The organism is Thermodesulfobacterium geofontis OPF15 (genome assembly GCF_000215975.1).
Classification (GTDB): Bacteria; Desulfobacterota; Thermodesulfobacteria; order Thermodesulfobacteriales; family Thermodesulfobacteriaceae; genus Thermodesulfobacterium; species Thermodesulfobacterium geofontis.
Window position 1 is genome coordinate 655251 of sequence record NC_015682.1, and the last position, 18487, is coordinate 673737.

Annotated in this window: 18 protein-coding genes; 8 read left to right on the forward strand and 10 right to left on the reverse strand. The window is 30.1% G+C overall.

The features are described 5' to 3' along the window. Nucleotides 1-24: 24 nt before the first annotated feature. The 7 genes from TOPB45_RS03425 (at nucleotide 25) to hemL (ending at nucleotide 9365) form a co-directional block, all read left to right on the forward strand. Nucleotides 25-2349 (forward strand): TIGR03936 family radical SAM-associated protein, encoded by a 2325-nt coding sequence (locus tag TOPB45_RS03425; protein ID WP_013909458.1) that lies wholly within the window; start codon nucleotides 25-27, stop codon nucleotides 2347-2349. A 210-nt stretch (nucleotides 2350-2559) separates the two neighbouring features. After that, nucleotides 2560-4638 carry an MFS transporter gene (locus TOPB45_RS03430; RefSeq protein ID WP_013909459.1) on the forward strand — a complete coding sequence of 693 codons (2079 nt, stop codon included), beginning with the start codon at nucleotides 2560-2562 and terminating at the stop codon, nucleotides 4636-4638. Between the two features lie 115 nt (nucleotides 4639-4753). Further along, a complete protein-coding gene (locus TOPB45_RS03435; RefSeq protein ID WP_013909460.1) occupies nucleotides 4754-6022 on the forward strand; it encodes a DUF1015 family protein in 1269 nt (422 codons plus the stop codon). Beyond that, a complete protein-coding gene (locus tag TOPB45_RS03440) occupies nucleotides 6003-6536 on the forward strand; it encodes a hypothetical protein (RefSeq protein WP_013909461.1) in 534 nt (177 codons plus the stop codon). The genes TOPB45_RS03435 and TOPB45_RS03440 overlap by 20 nt, the downstream gene beginning before the upstream one ends. Nucleotides 6537-6541: 5 nt before the next feature. Beyond that, nucleotides 6542-7513, forward strand: a complete 972-nt coding sequence (locus tag TOPB45_RS03445) for a GDP-mannose 4,6-dehydratase (RefSeq protein ID WP_013909462.1) — start codon at nucleotides 6542-6544, stop codon at nucleotides 7511-7513. A gap of 1 nt (nucleotide 7514) precedes the next feature. Next, complete coding sequence (locus TOPB45_RS03450; RefSeq protein ID WP_013909463.1) at nucleotides 7515-8078, forward strand: class II aldolase/adducin family protein; 564 nt, start codon at nucleotides 7515-7517, stop codon at nucleotides 8076-8078. 3 nt (nucleotides 8079-8081) lie between these two features. After that, nucleotides 8082-9365, forward strand: coding sequence for a glutamate-1-semialdehyde 2,1-aminomutase (gene hemL / locus TOPB45_RS03455; RefSeq protein ID WP_013909464.1), 1284 nt, complete (start codon nucleotides 8082-8084; stop codon nucleotides 9363-9365). On the opposite strand, the gene ilvC is transcribed toward hemL, so the two are convergent. The 4 genes from ilvC to TOPB45_RS03475 all read right to left on the reverse strand — a co-directional run bounded on the left by ilvC (nucleotide 9362) and on the right by TOPB45_RS03475 (nucleotide 13792). Then, nucleotides 9362-10363 carry a ketol-acid reductoisomerase gene (gene ilvC, locus TOPB45_RS03460; protein WP_013909465.1) on the reverse strand — a complete coding sequence of 334 codons (1002 nt, stop codon included), beginning with the start codon at nucleotides 10361-10363 and terminating at the stop codon, nucleotides 9362-9364. The genes hemL and ilvC overlap by 4 nt on opposite strands. Before the next feature lie 173 nt (nucleotides 10364-10536). Further along, nucleotides 10537-10887: a hypothetical protein gene (locus TOPB45_RS03465; RefSeq protein ID WP_013909466.1), complete on the reverse strand. Its 351-nt coding sequence runs from the start codon at nucleotides 10885-10887 to the stop codon at nucleotides 10537-10539. A 101-nt stretch (nucleotides 10888-10988) separates the two neighbouring features. Continuing rightward, complete coding sequence (locus tag TOPB45_RS03470) at nucleotides 10989-12374, reverse strand: sigma-54-dependent transcriptional regulator (protein WP_013909467.1); 1386 nt, start codon at nucleotides 12372-12374, stop codon at nucleotides 10989-10991. After that, entirely contained in the window at nucleotides 12371-13792 is a 1422-nt protein-coding gene (locus tag TOPB45_RS03475) for a sensor histidine kinase (RefSeq protein ID WP_013909468.1), read from the reverse strand. Before TOPB45_RS03475 ends, TOPB45_RS03470 begins: the two co-directional genes overlap by 4 nt. Nucleotides 13793-13899: 107 nt before the next feature. On the opposite strand from TOPB45_RS03475, the gene TOPB45_RS08540 reads away from it, so the two are divergent. Beyond that, a complete protein-coding gene (locus TOPB45_RS08540; protein ID WP_013909469.1) occupies nucleotides 13900-14487 on the forward strand; it encodes a phosphatase PAP2 family protein in 588 nt (195 codons plus the stop codon). Here the strand turns inward: TOPB45_RS08540 and TOPB45_RS03485 are convergent. Genes TOPB45_RS03485 through TOPB45_RS09230 form a run of 6 tightly spaced genes read right to left on the reverse strand, consistent with a single transcriptional unit; the run spans nucleotide 14477 to nucleotide 18487 of the window. Continuing rightward, the gene (locus TOPB45_RS03485; protein WP_013909470.1) at nucleotides 14477-15466 is read right to left on the reverse strand and encodes a hypothetical protein; all 990 of its coding nucleotides are present in this window, start codon (nucleotides 15464-15466) and stop codon (nucleotides 14477-14479) included. The two genes, TOPB45_RS08540 and TOPB45_RS03485, sit on opposite strands and share 11 nt — an antisense overlap. Continuing rightward, entirely contained in the window at nucleotides 15453-15911 is a 459-nt protein-coding gene (gene dtd / locus TOPB45_RS03490) for a D-aminoacyl-tRNA deacylase (protein ID WP_013909471.1), read from the reverse strand. Before dtd ends, TOPB45_RS03485 begins: the two co-directional genes overlap by 14 nt. Next, entirely contained in the window at nucleotides 15908-16474 is a 567-nt protein-coding gene (locus TOPB45_RS03495) for a 2-oxoacid:acceptor oxidoreductase family protein (protein ID WP_013909472.1), read from the reverse strand. The genes dtd and TOPB45_RS03495 overlap by 4 nt, the downstream gene beginning before the upstream one ends. Continuing rightward, complete coding sequence (locus TOPB45_RS03500) at nucleotides 16471-17232, reverse strand: thiamine pyrophosphate-dependent enzyme (protein ID WP_013909473.1); 762 nt, start codon at nucleotides 17230-17232, stop codon at nucleotides 16471-16473. The genes TOPB45_RS03495 and TOPB45_RS03500 overlap by 4 nt, the downstream gene beginning before the upstream one ends. After that, nucleotides 17199-18281, reverse strand: coding sequence for a 3-methyl-2-oxobutanoate dehydrogenase subunit VorB (vorB, locus tag TOPB45_RS03505; RefSeq protein WP_013909474.1), 1083 nt, complete (start codon nucleotides 18279-18281; stop codon nucleotides 17199-17201). Before vorB ends, TOPB45_RS03500 begins: the two co-directional genes overlap by 34 nt. Further along, nucleotides 18278-18487, reverse strand: coding sequence for a 4Fe-4S dicluster domain-containing protein (locus TOPB45_RS09230; protein WP_013909475.1), 210 nt, complete (start codon nucleotides 18485-18487; stop codon nucleotides 18278-18280). The genes vorB and TOPB45_RS09230 overlap by 4 nt, the downstream gene beginning before the upstream one ends.

Here is an 18487-nt window from a genome sequence, read left to right on the forward strand (position 1 = left end):
AGCGGTGTATTAAAATTAATTATCATGTTAAAAGAATATCCAGAAGAAGTTTTATTTTCTATAAAAAAGCCTTCAAGATATTTAGGAAAGGAGCCCTTTTTTCCTTATAAAGATTGGGAAAAAACTAAATTAAAAATTTGTCTTGGTTATCCTGATCTTTATGAAGTAGGAAGATCTCATCTTGGAATAAACATACTTGCAGGGATTATTAATGAGATACCTGAGTATTTATGTGATCTTGTATATGCAGTTTCTCCAGATATGGAAGCTGAACTAAAAAAAAGAAAGATACCCCTTCTTAGTTATAATTATAGAAAACCTTTAAAAGAATTTGATGTGATCGGATTAAGTTATGCTTATGAACTTTTAATAACAGGAATATTTCAAATTCTTGAACTTTCTTATATACCCTTTAAAGCAGAAGAAAGAAAAGTTTCAGATCCAGTTGTTTTAGGTGGCGGTCCCTGTTGCGGAAATCCAGAACCTATAGCTTCTTTGTTTGATGCTATAGTAATAGGAGATGGAGAAGAGGTTGTTCTTGAGATTTTAAAAGTAATAGAAAATTGGAAAAAAGAAAAACTTGATAGAGAAACTTTATGGGAAAATTTAAAAAATATTGAAGGTGTCTATGTTCCCATTTTTAAAAATTCTGTAAAAAGAAGAATTTATCTTTTTAAAAACTCTATTCCCTTTTTATATTCTATTCCAGTTATTCCTCTTTCTCATGATAGAGTTTCTCTTGAAATTTCGAGAGGTTGTACAAGGGCTTGTCGATTTTGTTCTGCTGGATTTTATTATCGCCCGGTAAGAGAGAAAACTTCCGAAGAAATTGTTTCTTTTGCTAAAAAAGCTTTTGAGCTAACAGGCTATAGAGAAGCATCTTTAATGAGCCTTTCTGCAGGTGATTATTCTTCACTTGAGAAACTGATCGATCTTTTGGAAAGAGAATTTTATGCTTATTCTCAGAGAGAATACGTATTTTCTCTTCCCTCTCTTAGAGTAGGAAGTTTAAATCCTAAGATACTTAATTTTTTGAAAAAGGGTAGAACCTCAACCATAACCTTGGCTATTGAAGCTGCTTCAGAGAGATTAAGAAGAGTAATTAATAAAAAAATTGAAATAGAAGAATTGTATAAAGATTTAGAACTTGCTTTTAAATTTGGTTTTAAAAAGATAAAGCTTTATTTCATGATAGGGCTTCCTACTGAAGAAGAAAAAGATTTAGAAGAAATAGTAAAATTTTATAAGAATTTGAAAAGGACTTTTAAAGGGCTTGAGATTACTATTTCAACTTCAATTTTTGTTCCTAAACCTCATACACCCTTTCAGTGGGAAAGGCAAATAACTATAGAAGAAGCTTTGGAAAAGATAAAATATCTTAAAAGTGAATTAAAGAAAAATTTTAAATCTCATCAACCTGAACAAAGTTTTCTTGAAGGTATCATAGCAAGAGGGGATAGGAGACTTTATTTTTATCTTGAAGAGGTTTTTAAAAGAGGTGCCCGTTTAGATTCTTGGAAAGAGTATTTTAATTTTTCTTTGTGGGAAACTACAGCTTATGAGCTTTGTTTAGAGCTTAAAGATTATCTAAGAGAAAGGGATTTAAAGGAAGAACTTCCTTGGGAACATATTGATTTGGGTATAAAAAAAGAATTTCTTTTAAAGGAGAAAGAAAAAGCTTATCAAGAAATTTATACAGAAGATTGCAGATGGGGTTCTTGTAGTAATTGCGGAGTTTGTAAGGGGGAGATTAAAAATTATCTAAGTGAAAAAGAGGAGGGAGAAAAAAAATTAGTAACTATTTCCAATATTATTAAAAATCCTGATGAAACCTTTTGGTATGAAATTTATTATGATAAAATAGGGGTTTCCAAATTTCTTTCTCAGCTTGAGATATTAAGGTTAATAGAGCTTGTATTAAGAAGAAAAAAAATACCTCTTTCTTATACTCAAGGATTTAATCCAAAACCTAAGTTTGTATGTGGGCCTGCACTTCCCGTTGGTATTGAAGCAAAAAATGAATTCTTAGGATTGGGATTAAGAGAAAAGGTCTCTGAAGAATCCCTAAAAGGAATAGAAATTTATGAAGGACTTATTCTTAAGGAAGTTAAATTTAGAGGCAAAGAAAAACCCTCTCCTCCTATAAGAAAAACTTATTATTTACTATATCCTCTTAAAGAAATTTCTTTTGAACTCAAATCTACAAAAAATTTAGAACTTAAATTTTTAGGCTCCTTTTATACTGCAATACCCTATAAAAATGAAATTTCTTTTTTAAAGCTTCTTAAAGAAGAGTTTAATATAGACGAGCCTTTCAAATATTTTCGCATAATCAAATCCTATATTTAATTTTTATTTTTAACCCAATTTTAAATAAATTTGTGAAAAAAATCTCTTTGTATTTAAATCCTTAAAATATTGTAGTATTCAAAATAAATGATCACTGAAGAAAACCTTTGATAAAAATTATAATTGATATTAATGTGAAAAAAATCACTAAATATTTAAAAATTTGGTTCAGTGGAAAAAATGACAGAAATTAACTAAAGGAGGTGTCCTATGAAGCAAGAAGAAGCAAAATTTAGAGATGTTTTACCTGTTGCCATAGTTTCTTGGACAGGAGCATTATTAGAATGGCTTGATTTTTATACTTATGCTATTCTTGCTAAGGTTTTAGCAAATATTTACTTCCCCAGTCATGACCCAATAGCGAGTTTACTTGCTGCGTTTGCTGCTCTTGCTATTGGTTTTTTATTTAGACCTCTTGGAGCTCTTATGTTTGGGAAAATTGGAGATCAGTTTGGGCGTAAAGTAAGTTTCTTAACTGCTATTACTATGATGATGATTGGAACACTTGGGATTGCAATTCTTCCAGGATATGCTACTTTGGGGGTTATTGCTTCTATTGGAATATTTATTTTAAGAATTATTCAAGGGTTAGCTCTTGGAGGAGGTTATGGTGCTGCTATTACTTATCTTGGAGAATTTACTCCTGATCATTTAAGAGGATTAATTACAGGGTTTCTTTTTACAACACCTGCTTTTGGTATGGCTATAGCTGGTAATTTAGCTTCAATCCTTCAGAATTATTTTGGTCTTGAAGCTTTTCAAGCTTATGGATGGAGATGGTGTTTTGTCATAGCAGGTCTTGTAGTTTTTATTGTTGCTCTTATTATTCAAATTCTTTATAAAGAGACCCCAGTTTTTACTGCTTTGAAGCAGATAAGAAGAGTTACCAGTGCACCGATTAAAGAACTTTTTACCAATAAATACTATTTATGGTTATTTCTATTAGCTTGGATTGGAGTAATTGGAGCACATGGACCAATATGGTATACAAATCAACTTTATATTAAATACTACATGGAAAAATTTGGAATTACCCCGGGAGATTCAGGAAAAATTCTTGCCTATGCTACCTATGTTGTTCTTTGGACTTATCTATTTTTTGGTTGGATTTCCGATAAAATTGGAAGAAGACCTATTCTGCTTTTTGGAATTTATGGTAATGCTCTTCTTTTTCCTATAACTTTCTATCTTATAAAAAATTATGTGAATCCTCCTGATTATACCATGCTTTTCATCTTAACAGCAGCTGGGACCTTTATGAATGGTATAGGTTATAGCGGAGCTATGTCAGCTATGTTACTTGAGTTATTCCCTGCAAAAATTAGAACTACAGCAATTGGTTTTACATATAACATGGGGTATGGAGTTTTTGGAGGTTTAACACCATTTATGATTACTCTTCTTTATAAGTTTACTAATAACCTATATTTATCAATAATTATTTGGTCAACTATTGTTCCTATGATAATGGGATTACTTTATCTTTTTAAAGGATGGGAAACAAAGGGAGTCAGAATTTGGGAGGAACTTTCAGCAGAAAAATTTGCTCACAAAGCACTTATATTGCCAAGCAATATAAGTATTGGAGAAGCTATGAAAGAAATGCAAAAAGAAGGTCATCGTATTGCGATAGTTACTGAAAATGGGAAATATCTTGGAATTGTTGAAGAAAGATCTCTTCTTAAATCTTTAATTGCTGGTTATACTATAAAAAGTCCTCTTAAAGAAGTAGTTATTGATGTAGATGCTGTAATAGATTCAGCAAGAATTATAGATGCTATTGTATTAATTCAACAAACAGGAGTAAAAGGTGTAGCAGTAGTAGATAAAAATGGAAATATTTTAGGATATATTGATCCACGTTTTGTTTTTAATGAAGTAGCTATTATTAGTGCAGGGATTAAAAAACCCTTTACTGAGCGCATTAAAGTTAAAGAGTTTATGAATCCGCCAATTACAGTAAAGGATAATACTTTGGTTATTGAAGTAACTAAAATTATGAGTGAAAAAGACATTGGATTCTTACCTGTTATAAGTTCTGATACAGGTAAACTTGTTGGGGTTATTTCAGAGAAGGATCTTATGAGCATTCTTTGTTGTGATATTACTAATAAAGATAAACCTGTAAAAGAATTTATGATTAAAGATGTGATTACTATTTCGCCTGATAGTACTCTAAAAGAAGCATTAGAAAAATTTATTGATCATAAAATAAGACATCTTCCTGTAGTTAAAGATGATAGAGTTGTAGGTGTAGTGTCAGTTAAGGATGTTTTAAAACTCATCTAAGTTTTAATCTCTGTAAAGGGGCTTTAAGGCCCCTTTACTTTTGTTTTTAGCTTTAGATTATTGCTAATTTTCAAAGTTTTGGTATGTTTAGGGAAAATTTTTATAAAATCAAAATATGCCTGAATGTTTACCTTTCTGTGCCTGGAGATATAATCCTGAGAAAGTAAAAATAGAAGAGGTTGTAGCTCCACCTTATGATATTGTCTCAGAAAAAGAAATAGAAGAGTTTAAGAAAAAAAGTCCTTATAATATATTCCATTTAGAACTTCCGGAAGATTATAATAAAGCAAAAGAATTACTTGAAAACTGGAAAAGATCTAAAGTTCTTATTAGAGATGAGTTCCCTACTATCTATTTTTACGAACTTGAGTTTATATACCAAGAAAAAACTTTTATAAGAAAAGGCTTTATTCTTTTAGTAAAGCTTAGCCCATTTGAGGAGGGGAAAATTCTTCCTCATGAAAAAACTTATCCCAAGGTAACTACTGATAGGTTTGAATTGCTTAAAGCTACCCAATTTCAGTTTAGTCAAATTTTTGCCCTTTATGAAGACCCTCAGCTTAAAACTATCAAAAACGTAAATACGAAACATAAAGAACTTCTTTATGAAATAAAACAAAAAAATGAAACACATAGATTATATAAAATTTTTGATAAGGAATTTATAAAAGAGCTTTTAAAATTTTTAAAAAATAGAAATTTTTATATTGCTGATGGGCATCATCGTTATGAAACAGCCTTAAAATTTAGAGAATATATGGAAAATATTTATGGAAGAGACCCTTATAAAGATTATAATTACACAACTATTTATATCTGCCCTATAGAAGATGAAAATTTGCTTATGTTCCCCACCCATAGAGTCTATTATTTTGAAAATTCAGAAGAGGTGATAAAAAAGTTTTTTCAGTTTGCTAAAATAAAAAAAAGCTTAGAAATAGATAAAAATTATAATTTTAATCATTTTTTTGAAAAAGCTTCTTGTGAATGGGCTATCCTTTTTGGAAAAGAGATAAAGGTTTTTACTTTAAAAGAAGAAATCTTTGAAGCTATAAAAAAAGAAGACTCTCTTTTTTCTGAAATACCCCTTTATAACTTTTTGCAAATTCTTGAAAAAATCCTTAATATAAAAGAAGAGGACTTAAAAGAAAAGGGAAAAGTAAAATTTATTTCTCAAAAAGATGAGTTGATAGAAGAAGTTAAGAAAGGAGCTTTGGGAGTAGTATTTCCTTTTATTTCACCTGTCATTTTAAAAAAGGTTGCTCAGGCAAAAAAATTAATGCCCCATAAATGTACCTATTTTTATCCAAAAATTTTAACAGGGTTAATATTAAATGAAGTAAGCGGTAAAAGCTTAAAATATAATGAAAATTTCTATGAGTAACGGAAGCATTGAATACTTTACAAAATTAAAAGGACTTTATGAAAGTTTTTTTAGGGAAAAGCTAAAAGAAGACAAATTTATTGGGGAAAAACTTTCTAAACTTTTAAAGGCTATTAATAATTCAAAAAGAGTTTTTACAGAAACCGGTTCTTTTGATTTTTGTGCTAAATGTGCGAAATCTGGAGAAAAATGTTGTCAAGCTGGTTTAGAATGGAAGCTTCATAAAGAGGAATTTTTTATAAATCTTTTGTTAGCCGAAAAAATAGGGATTTCTATAGAGTTTAATTTAGAAAGACCGGAAGATTGTTTATTTTTAGGAGAAAAAGGATGCAGTCTAATTTTTACTCCGCTTTTTTGTAGAAACTTTTTTTGTGATAAACTTTCTAAATTTTTAGGGCATGAAAGACTGGTGAAAATTCAGCAAACCATGGAAGATGAAGCAATATTTGGTTTTGAACTTTCAAATTACATAAATAGAAAATATTTAATACCTTATTTTAATTTGATGAGGTAAAAAAAATGGGATATTATCTTGTTACAGGAGTAGCTGGATTTATAGGATGGAGGGTAGGAGAGTTTTTATTAAAAGAGGGTAAGGCGGTTTTAGGAGTTGATAACCTTAATGATGCCTATGATGTTACTCTTAAATATTGGAGACTAAATGAACTTAAAAAATCTGAAAATTTTAAATTTTATCAAATTGATATAACCAATTTTCAAGCATTGAAGACTATTTTTGAAACTTATTCTATTTCAGCTGTTATTCATTTAGCAGCAAGAGCAGGGGTAAGGGCAAGTCTTGAAAATCCATGGGTTTATGTTGATTCTAATATTACAGGAACATTAAATCTTCTTGAACTTATGAAAGATTTTGGAGTAAAAAAACTGGTACTTGCTTCAACTTCTTCAATTTATGCAGGGCAATCCCCACCTTTTCACGAAGATCTAAAAGTAGATACCCCACTTTCTCCTTATGCAGCTACCAAAAAAGGAGCTGAACTTCTTTCTTACACTTATCATCATCTTTATGGACTGGATATTTCAGTAGTTAGATATTTTACAGTTTATGGACCAGCAGGAAGACCAGATATGAGTATTTTTAGGTTTATTAAATGGATTTATGAAGAAAAGCCAATTAAAATTTTTGGAGATGGAACCCAGGCAAGAGATTTTACCTATATAGATGATATTGCAAGAGGAACTATTGCCTCTTTAAAACCTCTGGGATATGAAATTATTAACTTGGGAGGAGGAAAAAATCCTATTTCTATAAACCAAATAATTGAAATTTTAGAAAGACTTATAGGTAAAAAAGCAAAAAGAGAGTATTTAAATTTTCACAAAGCTGATGTGAAAGTTACTTGGGCAGATATTAGTAAAGCTAAAAAACTTCTAAATTGGGAACCAGAAATTAGCATAGAAGAAGGTCTTAAAAGAACTGTAAATTGGAGCAAAGAAAATATAGAGCTTATTAAAAGTATAAAGGTTTAAAATGAAAAAGTTAGAAAGTCTTTGTTATTTTGCTAATTATCTTTCCAAAATGGGGTTAATTGTTGGTTCGGAGGGTAATATTTCTATAAGAGATAAAGAAGGATTTTGGATTACTCCCTCTGGTAAAATAAAGGAAAATCTTAAACCAAAAGAAATTGCCTTTGTAAATTGGGAGGGGGAATTTTTAAAAGGTATTCCTTCTTCTGAATGGGGTATGCATTTAGAAATTTATCGTAAAAATTCATCTGCTCATGCTATTGTACATTCTCATCCAACATACCTTTTAGTGCTTAATCTTTTAGGATTTACATTCAAAAACTTTTCTCTTTTTGAAGCACAATATTTTTTTAAAGAAAAAATTAAAATAATACCACCTCTTCCTCCGGGTTCTTTTGAATTGTGGGATAAGGTTTCAGAAGAAAGTATTAATTCTAAGGTGCTTATTCTTAGTAATCATGGTCTTGTAGTATGGGAGAAGGATTTAGAAACAGCTGTTAATCTTAGTATAATTTTTGAAAAGCTTTGTAAAATAGAGTATTTTAAAAAACTTGTAGAGGAGGTTTAGGGGATGAGAATAAAGTCTAAAGAATATTTTAAAAGGGCATTAAAAAGTATTCCTGGAGGGGTTAATAGTCCGGTTAGAGCTTGTAAGGCTGTTAAAGCTGATCCTATTTTTTTTGAAAGAGGAGAGGGAGCCTATTTAATAGATGTAGATGGTAATAGATATATTGATTATGTATGTTCTTGGGGTCCTCTGATATTAGGACATGCTCATCCTGAGGTTATAGGTAGCATATATTTTGCTTCCAAAAAAGGTACAAGCTTTGGTGCTCCTACTTGGCAAGAAGTTGAGTTAGCAGAACTTATTAAAAATTCTATTCCCTCAATTGAAAAAATTCGTCTTGTAAATTCAGGCACAGAAGCTACTATGAGTGCTATAAGACTTGCAAGAGCTTATACAGGAAGAAAAAAAATTATTAAATTTGAAGGTTGCTATCATGGGCATGTAGATTCTTTATTAGTTAAAGCTGGTTCAGGGCTTGCAACTTTTGGAATTCCTGCAACCCCAGGAGTTCCTGAAGAGCTAACTTCTCATACCCTAAATTTACCATTTAATGATTTTTCAGCAGTAGAAAAGGCTTTTTTAGAGTATGGAAAAGAAATTGCAGCAGTAATAGTAGAACCTATTCCAGGAAATATGGGGGTAGTATTACCTGAGAATGGATTTCTTGAGTTTTTAAGAGAGATTACTCAAAAATACAAAGCTCTTCTTATTTTTGATGAAGTAATTACAGGTTTTAGAATAGGACCTTCAGGAGCACAAGGAAAATATGGAATAAATCCAGATCTTACTTGTTTAGGTAAAATAATTGGAGGTGGGCTTCCAGTGGGAGCTTATGGAGGTAAAGAAGAGATAATGAATCTTGTTTCACCAGAAGGACCTGTATATCAAGCTGGAACTTTATCTGGAAATCCTATTGCTGTTGCTGCTGGAATTGCAACCCTTAAAGAACTTCTAAAACCTGGAACTTATGAAAGACTTGAATATATCTCTGAAAAATTAGAAAAAGGAATAAGGGAGGTATTAAAAGAGTTAAAGCTTCCCTATCAAATTAATAGAGCAGGTTCAATGCTTACCTTGTTTTTTACAAAAAAAGAAGTAAAGGATTTTCAGAGTGCTTTAACTTCAGATACAGAAAAATTTGCTATTTTTTGGCAAAAAATGCTTGAAGAAGGTATTTATCTTCCTCCTTCTCAGTTTGAAGCTTGGTTTGTTTCTCTTTCCCATGGAGAAAAAGAAATAGAAAAAACTATTTCTGCAATATATAAAGTTTTAAAAGAGATGCACTAAAATTCTTCTGGTTTTTTAATCCAGGGCATCATTGCTCTTAATCTTTTTCCCACTTCTTCAATGAGGTGTTCTCTTTCTTTTTTTCTCAAAGCATTCAAAACTGGTCTTCCTGCTTGATTTTCTAAAATCCATTCTCTTGCAAATTCTCCACTTTGAATTTCTTTGAGAATTTTTTTCATTTCAGCTCTTACCTGTTCATTAATAATTCTTGGTCCCCTTGTAAGATCACCATATTCAGCAGTATCACTTATAGAGTATCTCATAAAAGAAAGTCCACCTTCGTATATGAGATCTACTATCAATTTCAATTCATGTAAACATTCAAAATAAGCTACTTCTGGCTGATAACCAGCTTCTACCAATGTTTCAAATCCAGCTTTTATAAGTGCAGAAACTCCTCCACAAAGAACTACCTGTTCTCCAAAAAGATCTGTTTCTGTTTCTTCTTTAAAAGTAGTTTCAATTACTCCTGCACGGGTTCCCCCAATTCCTTTAGCATAGGCAAGTGCTTTAGCAAAGGCATTGCCAGTTGCATCTTGATGTATGGCTAATAAACAAGGTACTCCAGCACCTTTTTCAAATTCTCTTCTTACAAGATGTCCTGGGCCTTTTGGAGCAACCATAGCTACATCAACATCCTTAGGAGGAATAATCTGGTTATAATGAATGTTAAATCCATGAGCAAAAAGAAGCATTTTACCAGGTTTTAAAACTGGTTCAATTTCTTCTTTATAAACTTGAGGTTGAGTTTGATCAGGTAAAAGTATCATTATTAAATCTCCTTTTTCACAGGCTTCACTAACAGATAAAGGTTCAAAACCGTGCGCTTTAGCTTTTTCATAACTTTTTCCGCCTTTTCTTACCCCCACTATTACATTTAATCCAGAATCTCTTAAATTTAAAGCATGGGCATGTCCTTGGCTTCCATATCCCAAAACTGCAATTACCTTGTCTTTTAAAATGGAAAGATCAGCATCTTCATCTTTATAAATTTTCATTTTACCCTCCTCAAAGGGAATTTTTGATTTGTTTCATTATAGCTTTATTTTAATTATCTTTCAAGTGAAAATTGTTTGAGATTTTAACTTTAATTATTTGAGAAAAAAATAAAAAGTTAAAGGATTTAAACCCTCCACAATATCTAAAAATTTTTTAAAAAATTTAAAATTGATTATTTTTTAACTTTTTTAATACTTTCTGCTACAAGTTTACCCTCTTTTTCTACATATTTTACTTCGACCGTATCTCCCTTATTAATTCCTTTTAATTGCTTTTCAGTTGCACTAATTTTGATTTCCTTTTTTTCTTTTTCACATTTTATAGTTAAAGTTTTATCAGCTGTATCAACAGCTACTACCTCACCAGTAACACTTTTAATTTCTTCTTTTTTTACCTCTTTTTTAACTACCTTTTCCTTAGCTGGAGGCTGTTGAGCTCCTTTTTCTGCAGGAGTTTGAGCAAAAATAGGTGAGGTTGTTAAAACAACTCCTAAAGCTGTTAAGGTTACTAAAAGCTTTTTCATATTACCACCCCCCTTATTAATTAGTTTTTTAATTTTAAAAATCAAATTTTATGCCAGATTAAAAAGTAGATTTTTTAAGATATGATTTATTAATGATTTTCTCATTTGGGAAAATTTTCCCATTTGGGTAAATTTTTTAGAAGTCCATATTTTTTTAATCTATACCAAAAGGTTTTATAACTCATATTTAAAATCTTGGCAGCTCTTGCAATAACAAAATTAGATTTAATTAATGCCTTTTTAAGTAATTCTTTTTCTAACTCTTTATAATCTATTCCTTCTTCAGGTATTTCAATTTCAAATATACTTTTAGGATTAGAAAGTTTTAATTCATCTGCAATATCTTTGAATTTGATTTTATCGCCTTCGCAAATAATAATTGCCTTTTCAATAACTGATTCTAATTCTCTTATATTTCCAGGCCAATGATAATTAAGTAAAGCTTGCATTGCTTTTTCTTCAATGCCTTTAATTTCTTTTCCGAATTCTTTTGAATACTTTTCTATAAAATATTTTACAAGTTCAGGTATATCTTCTTTTCTTTCTCTAAGAGGAGGTATTTCTATAGTTACAACCTTTAATCTATAATATAGATCTTCTCTAAATTTCTTTTTTTGAACCTCTTCAAGAAGATTTTTATTTGTAGCTGCGATTATTCTTACATCTACTTTTATAGTTTCTTTGCCACCAATTCTTCTTATTTCTTTTTCTTGAAGTACTCTAAGTAATTTTGATTGGGTAATTAATGGAAGTTCAGCAACTTCGTCAAGAAAAAGGGTTCCTTTATTTGCTGCTTCTATAAGACCTATTTTTCTTGTATTTGCTCCAGTGAAAGCTCCAGGTTCATATCCAAAAAGTTCAGATTCTATAAGGGTTTCGGGAATAGCTGCACAATTTATTGCAATAAAGGGATTGTCCTTTCTTGGAGAATTATGATGAATCGCCCTTGCTATAAGCTCCTTCCCAGTTCCACTTTCTCCACATATAAGCACTGTTGCATTAGTTGGAGCAACCTTCTTTACTATTTCAATAACTTGAAGCATTTTTTTTGATTTCCCAACTACACCATCTATTTTAAATTTCTCATAAAGTTCACTTTTAAGACGATAAACCTCTTTTACAAGATTAATTTTTTCTTCTGCTCTTTTAATAGTTAAAAGAAGGACCTCTTTATTAATCGGTTTCGTTAAGTAATCAAAAGCTCCTTTCTTTATCGCTTCAACTGCTGAAGGAATACTTCCAAAGGCAGTAATTATTATTACAGCAGGTTTAAAGGGTTCTTCTGGAAGGTCATTTAAAATATCCATTCCATCTTCATTTTGTAATTTTAAATCAGTGAGAATAATCTCTGGATGATATTGAGAAATTATTTTTCTTGCCTCTTCTAAAGAACTTGCAGAAAAGACATTATAACCTGCTTCTTTAAGTATTGTTGATAAAAGTTCTTTCTGTAAATGCTCGTCTTCTATTACTAAAATAGAAGTCATAATTGAAGTGGTAGATAAATTTTAACTTCACTACCTTGTCCTAATTTACTTAAAAATTCTATTTTTCCTTTGTGTTCTTCAATTATTTTTTTTGCTAAAGGTAGTCCAATTCCAAGTCCTCCCTTTTTAGTAGAGAAAAAGGGTTCAAAAATTTTTTCTTTAATTTCCTCAGGCACCCCCTCCCCTGTGTCTTTGATTTTAATTAATAAATTATTATTTTCTAACTGAGTTTCAATAAATAAATTTTTTACTAAAGAATTTTCCATTGCTTGTAAAGCATTTGTAATTATATTTAAAAGACAACTTTTTATTAAGTCTGTATCCAAATTTAGAACCAAATTATTATCAATATTGTAATTGGTAATAATACTTACACCTTTTTGTTGAGCTGATATCTCAATTAACGAGATTACATCATTTATTATTTCTAAAATATTAACCGGTTTTTTGTTTAGTTTTAAAGGTTTTGTATATTCTAAATATTCTGTAATTAAATTATTAATTCTATATATTTCCTGTTTCATATTTTGTAAAAGGTTTAAATAATCTTTGTTTAGATTTTCGTTTTTTAATTTATCTAATAAATAGTCTATACTTAAATTTATAAAATTAAGAGGATTTCTTATTTCATGAGCAATTGTCTTACTAAGTTGTCCAAAAGTTATGAGATGTTCAGCTTCCCTTAATCTTTCTTGGAACATTTTATTTTCTCTAAGTTTCTGGATCATAAAGTTAAAACTTTCTGCTATTTTTCCTATTTCATCTTTTCTATTAATATTTACTTCGCAATCCAAATCTCCTTTAGCAATCCTTATAGCTATCTCACTTAAGGTTTCTATGGGCTTAGTATATTTTATAGAAATAACGTAAATAAAGATAATACCTAATAAAAAGATAATAAAGGTTACAACCATCCTTTTTAGAGCATTAGTTTTTAAAATTTCTGAAAAATTTTCCTTGTTTATTTTTAAATAAATATACCCATATTGAATATTTTGAGCAGTTATGGGAACTATTACACTATAAGCATCTTCTTCTTCAGATACTGGTTCTCCAAGTTCTGCTTTAATAATTAATTCTTTCTTTTTATGAGTTATCTTTTCTCCTATCTTTTGGGGATTAGTGCTTGCAATAATTTGCTGAGTATTACTTATTATAGAAATTTCTTTTACTCCCTTTGTTTTCAGGGTATTTAGATAATTTATTAGTTTATATGGATTATTTCCTGTAACTTCTGCAACTCCAATTTGGATTGCCTTAGTAAGTTCTGCAGTATTACGTTCAATTTCTTTTATAAGTCTTTTTTCAGTTTGTGTATAGAAGATATAAAGAGTTAACATTAAAATAAAATTGAGGGATAAAAGAAGAAGAATTAAACTCCATTTTAAAGAAAATTTTTCTATAAGTTTTAAAAACATAAAAATCCCCTCATTTATAAATTTTAATTACAAATGGGAATATGAAAAGTGTTTCTCTGCGAGAGAACTTGCTACCGTGAAAATTAGTGTTAATATTTGAACTCATTATGAAAAAGCTGATAAAATATAAAGACTGGATTTTGGCTATTTTTATTTTAAGCATATTTTTCTTCTATTCAGACAAAAAAATAGTTTTGATTTTAAAAGAAACAATGTTTTATTATAAGGAATTTGAAGTTTTTAAGGAAATCTTTAGCAAAATAGTTGAAACTTTTCATAAAATTTTTTTATTTTTACTTATTGTGTTTAGTTTATATCTTTATTTTTTTAAAAATAAAAAATTAGGTAAAAGTTTGATTTTGAGTATGATAATTGCGGGTATCTTTTCTCAAATAAAATTTTTGATTGGTAGAGCAAGACCAAAAATTACATATGATGCTTTATCGTTTGTTGGTCCCAATTTAACATATAATTATGCCTCATTTCCTTCGGGGCATGTGTTTTTTCTTTTTTTTATAAGTAAAATTCTTTCTTCAGAGTATCCTAAAGGGAAAGGCTTTTTTTATGGATTAGCAATTTTAGTTGCCCTTCAAAGAGTATTAGTATTTGCTCATTTTCCTTCAGATGTAATAGGAGGAGCCTTTTTAGGATATAAATTAGGGGAATTCTTACATAAAAAACTTTTTAAAGCTTAAATTTCCGAAAAATATAGGTTCTGACTATTTCTTCAGCCTCTAAATAATTTTTTATAAAAAATAAAGATTTATAAAGAATTTTACAATCCTCAAAGGAAAGTTTATTTACCATATTTATAGCTGAGATTTCTCTTGTAGCATGAGGAAATGGGTCCTCTGGTGTAGGAATAATTTCTTCTTTGGGAATGATTTTAATATAAATAAGAGACCTTGCTGCTAAAAGATCTTCTATCTGGGGATTTTCCTTTCTTTTTAAAATATATCTTAAAGTAAGAAGCTCTCCCGGAGGAAAAATCCAAGGTTTATTAAACTTAGGTTTTAAAAAATCTTCTAATAAAAATTTGTGGGAAATTTTCCAGGTTCCCTTTAAATAAATGTGCAATAATTTTTTGAAATAAATATGAATAGTCCCAGATTCTATATAGATTTTTCCTTTTGGAGGTAAAATCTTTAATATAGCTTTAGCCCTTAGATAATCTCTTAAGCGAAATCTCTCTGCATCAGCTTTAGAAAAATCCTTTACTGTAGAAATAATCTTTGAGAAATCATCACCTACGGAAGCTTCGTAAAACTCAATAAGTTTTCCCACAGCTTTATTTTCTCTTAGATAAACTTCTTTAATTTCCGGATCTTCTAATAGATTTTCAAGATTCCCTTCTTTTTCTCCTACATTTTGTAATTTGCTTACTATTTCCAAATAAGGTTCTACCTGTAAAATAACTTTACCTTGGTTATAAAGACTTTTCATTAAAAGTAGAGTCTCTTTTACAAATTCAGGAAACCAAAAATCTGAACTCTTTAAATATTCTTCTAAAGAAACCTTATTCTCTAAAAAATCATAAAATAAAGGATTTTTTGGTTCTTCAAGAATAATAAAATCGTGTTCCTGCATAAGTTTTTGAGCAAAAGGAAGAGTTTCTATACGATGAGGAGAAAAGGCAATAGTAAGAAGGTTTTCACAAGAATTAATTTTTTTCATTTTTGTAAGGATATTCTAAGTAAAGAGTAACAGGCCCATCATTTATTAAATGAACTTCCATATAAGCTCCAAAAACCCCCTCTTTTACTGAAATCCCTTTATTTTTTATTTTTTCATAAAGGATTTTTAATAACTTTTCTGCTTTTTCAGGTTCACTTGCAAGGTGAAAGGTGGGGCGAGTGCCTTTTTTAAGCAACCCACATACAGTGAAATTGGAAACTAAAAGGATTTCACCCTTAATGTCTTTTACACTTAAATTAAATTTTCCATTTTCATCTGGAAAAATTCTTAAATTAACTATTTTTTTAGCTATCCAGTCAAGTACTTTTTCGTCATCTTCTTTTTCTACACATATGAGTACCAAAAGTCCATATCCTATTTCAGAAATTATTTTAGATTCTACTAATATAGAAGCTTTCTTAACCCTTTGAATAACAGCTTTCATTTATAATTTTCTTTAATATATTTTGCTCCTAATTCAAAAGCCTTTAAATTTGGTTCAAAAAATTGTGCTTTAGTATTTTTTAAAATTTCCTTTAAGGCTGATATAAATGTATTTTTGCTAAATATTTTAGTAATTTCGTAAAAAGCTCCTACAGCACAAAGATTTGCTAAAAGTGGTGTATTAAGACTTTCGGCAAGTGAAGTTACCGGTACAAAATAAAAATCATAAATTTTTTTTAAATTTTCTAAATCCTTAATTTCTTCTGGTTTTACCAAATCAGAATTAATGATTGCTTTTCCTCCTTTTTTAAGCTTGGGTATAAATTTTAAAAAAGAAGGATAATTCATAATAATTAAAAAGGAGGGTGAATATACAAGAGGAGAGGCGATTTCATTTTTAGAAATAATTACTGTACAATTACAAGTTCCTCCTCTCATTTCTGGTCCGTAAACAGGGAGATAAGTTACTTCATAACCTTCTCTCATAGCAGCAAGGGCAATAAGATTTCCTGCAAAAAGAACTCCCTGTCCTCCGAATCCAGAAATTATAAGATCTATTCTCAAGACTCCTCTCCTTTTAGAAATTTTTCTACTTCATCTTTAAAGGTTCCAAGAGGGAAATATTTAGCAAGTTTATCAACTTCTTTATTAGCAGTTACAGGATCCATTTTCCAATTTACAGGGCATGAAGAAAGGATTTCTATATATCCAAAACCAAGACCATAAATCTGTGCAAGGAAAGCTTTTTTAAAAGCTTTTTTAGTCTCCAAAACCCTCTTAGGGGTGTTTACAGCAAATCTTCCAGAAAAGGCAACCCCTTCTAAGTTTGCAAAAATTTCGGCTAATTTAGGAGGATATCCATAAAGATTTGGATCTCTTCCTTCTGGTGTAGTGGTAGTTTTTTGTCCAGGCAGTGTGGTAGGAGAAAGTTGTCCTCCTGTCATACCATAAACTGTGTTATTTATCATTATAGCAGTAATTTTTTCTCCTCTTAAAGCTGAATGAAAACTTTCATTAAATCCAATAGCTGCAAAATCTCCGTCTCCTTGATAAGTAAATACTATAAGTTCTGGTTTCGCCCTTTTTATTCCTGTTGCAACTGCACATGCTCTTCCATGAGGAGCCTCTAAAATATCCACATCTATATAAAAATATAAAAAACAAGCACATCCTATAGAAGCAATACCTACACTCTTTTCCTGTATATTTAATTCATCTATAACTTCACATAATAGTCTATGCGCTATACTATGGTGACAGCCAGGGCAATAATGAAAAAGGTTCTTTTTTAAACTTTTTGGGAACTTGAAGGCTTTATACATTTTTTAATCCTCTTTTCTAATTCTTCAGGAAAAGGTATAACACTTGGTGGAAAGAAAAGTGAAATTACTTCAGCTTTCCCATCCACTGATAGTTTTACATCCTCTACCATTTGTCCACAGTTAAGTTCAGCTACAATAAATTTTTTGGGTTTTTTTTCATTTTTTAAGAGAGCTTTAATAGCCTTTGAAGGAAAAGGAAAAAGGGTAATAGGTCTAAAAAAACCTACAGGATATCCCTTCTTTTTTAAATTAATACAAGTTTCTTTTGCTATTCTTGCCATAGAACCAAAAGCCACTACTATTACTTGGTCTTCTTCTTCAATTTTTGCTTCATAGAGCACATCTTTTTCCATTTTTTTATATTTTTTCATTAAATTTAAATTTCTCTCTTTTAACTCTTGTGAGCTTAAAAAGAGACTCCTTATAATTCTACTTGGTCTATTTTTAGCTCCAGTTAATGCCCAGGTTTCATTTGGATACTTTTTTATTTTTAATTTTTTTAAAACTACTGGTTCTTTCATTTGTCCTAAAACAGCATCAGAAAGGATCATTACAGGATTTCTATATTTTTCTGCCAATTCAAAGGCTTTAGCAGTTAATTCATAAGCTTCTTGAGCATTATAAGGTGCTAAAACTAAAAAATGAAAATCTCCATGTCCTGAGCCTTTTACTGCTTGAAAATAATCTCCTTGTGAGGCTTCTATACCACCAAGACCTGGTCCCCCTCTCATCACATTGACAATTACTGCAGGCAGTTCTTGAGCAGCTATATAAGAAAAAGTTTCGCACATAAGAGATATACCAGGGCTTGAGGAGCTTGTCATTGCTCTTGTTCCAGTAGCACAGGCACCAAGTAGCATATTTATAGCAGCAATTTCACTTTCTGCCTGCAAAAAAACACCTCCTCTTTTAGGAAGCTCTCTTGCCATAATTTCAGGGATTTCATTTTGGGGTGTTATAGGATATCCAAAATAACATTTACAATCTGCTTCTAAAGCACCAAGAGCTATAGCTTCAACTCCTTTGGCTAAGATTTTTTTAACTTTCATTCTTGCCCCTCTTCTACAAAAACCACATCAGGACACATAAGATAACATATTCCACACATATTACATCTTTCAGGATATTTAGCATAGACTACTCTATAACCTTGAAAATTTCTTTTAGAAGAAAAATCTAAGACTTTTTTAGGACAGAAATGTATACAAAGACCGCAAGATTTGCAACGCTCCTCAAGAATCTTTATTTTAAAAAT

Coding starts and splice junctions, on each gene's coding strand:
- TOPB45_RS03425 (WP_013909458.1), top strand. CDS start 25: ATGTTAAAAGAATATCCAGAAGAAGTTTTATTTTCTATAAAAAAGCCT.
- TOPB45_RS03430 (WP_013909459.1), top strand. CDS start 2,560: ATGAAGCAAGAAGAAGCAAAATTTAGAGATGTTTTACCTGTTGCCATA.
- TOPB45_RS03435 (WP_013909460.1), top strand. CDS start 4,754: ATGCCTGAATGTTTACCTTTCTGTGCCTGGAGATATAATCCTGAGAAA.
- TOPB45_RS03440 (WP_013909461.1), top strand. CDS start 6,003: ATGAAAATTTCTATGAGTAACGGAAGCATTGAATACTTTACAAAATTA.
- TOPB45_RS03445 (WP_013909462.1), top strand. CDS start 6,542: ATGGGATATTATCTTGTTACAGGAGTAGCTGGATTTATAGGATGGAGG.
- TOPB45_RS03450 (WP_013909463.1), top strand. CDS start 7,515: ATGAAAAAGTTAGAAAGTCTTTGTTATTTTGCTAATTATCTTTCCAAA.
- hemL (WP_013909464.1), top strand. CDS start 8,082: ATGAGAATAAAGTCTAAAGAATATTTTAAAAGGGCATTAAAAAGTATT.
- ilvC (WP_013909465.1), bottom strand. CDS start 10,363: ATGAAAATTTATAAAGATGAAGATGCTGATCTTTCCATTTTAAAAGAC.
- TOPB45_RS03465 (WP_013909466.1), bottom strand. CDS start 10,887: ATGAAAAAGCTTTTAGTAACCTTAACAGCTTTAGGAGTTGTTTTAACA.
- TOPB45_RS03470 (WP_013909467.1), bottom strand. CDS start 12,374: ATGACTTCTATTTTAGTAATAGAAGACGAGCATTTACAGAAAGAACTT.
- TOPB45_RS03475 (WP_013909468.1), bottom strand. CDS start 13,792: ATGTTTTTAAAACTTATAGAAAAATTTTCTTTAAAATGGAGTTTAATT.
- TOPB45_RS08540 (WP_013909469.1), top strand. CDS start 13,900: ATGAAAAAGCTGATAAAATATAAAGACTGGATTTTGGCTATTTTTATT.
- TOPB45_RS03485 (WP_013909470.1), bottom strand. CDS start 15,466: ATGAAAAAAATTAATTCTTGTGAAAACCTTCTTACTATTGCCTTTTCT.
- dtd (WP_013909471.1), bottom strand. CDS start 15,911: ATGAAAGCTGTTATTCAAAGGGTTAAGAAAGCTTCTATATTAGTAGAA.
- TOPB45_RS03500 (WP_013909473.1), bottom strand. CDS start 17,232: ATGTATAAAGCCTTCAAGTTCCCAAAAAGTTTAAAAAAGAACCTTTTT.
- vorB (WP_013909474.1), bottom strand. CDS start 18,281: ATGAAAGTTAAAAAAATCTTAGCCAAAGGAGTTGAAGCTATAGCTCTT.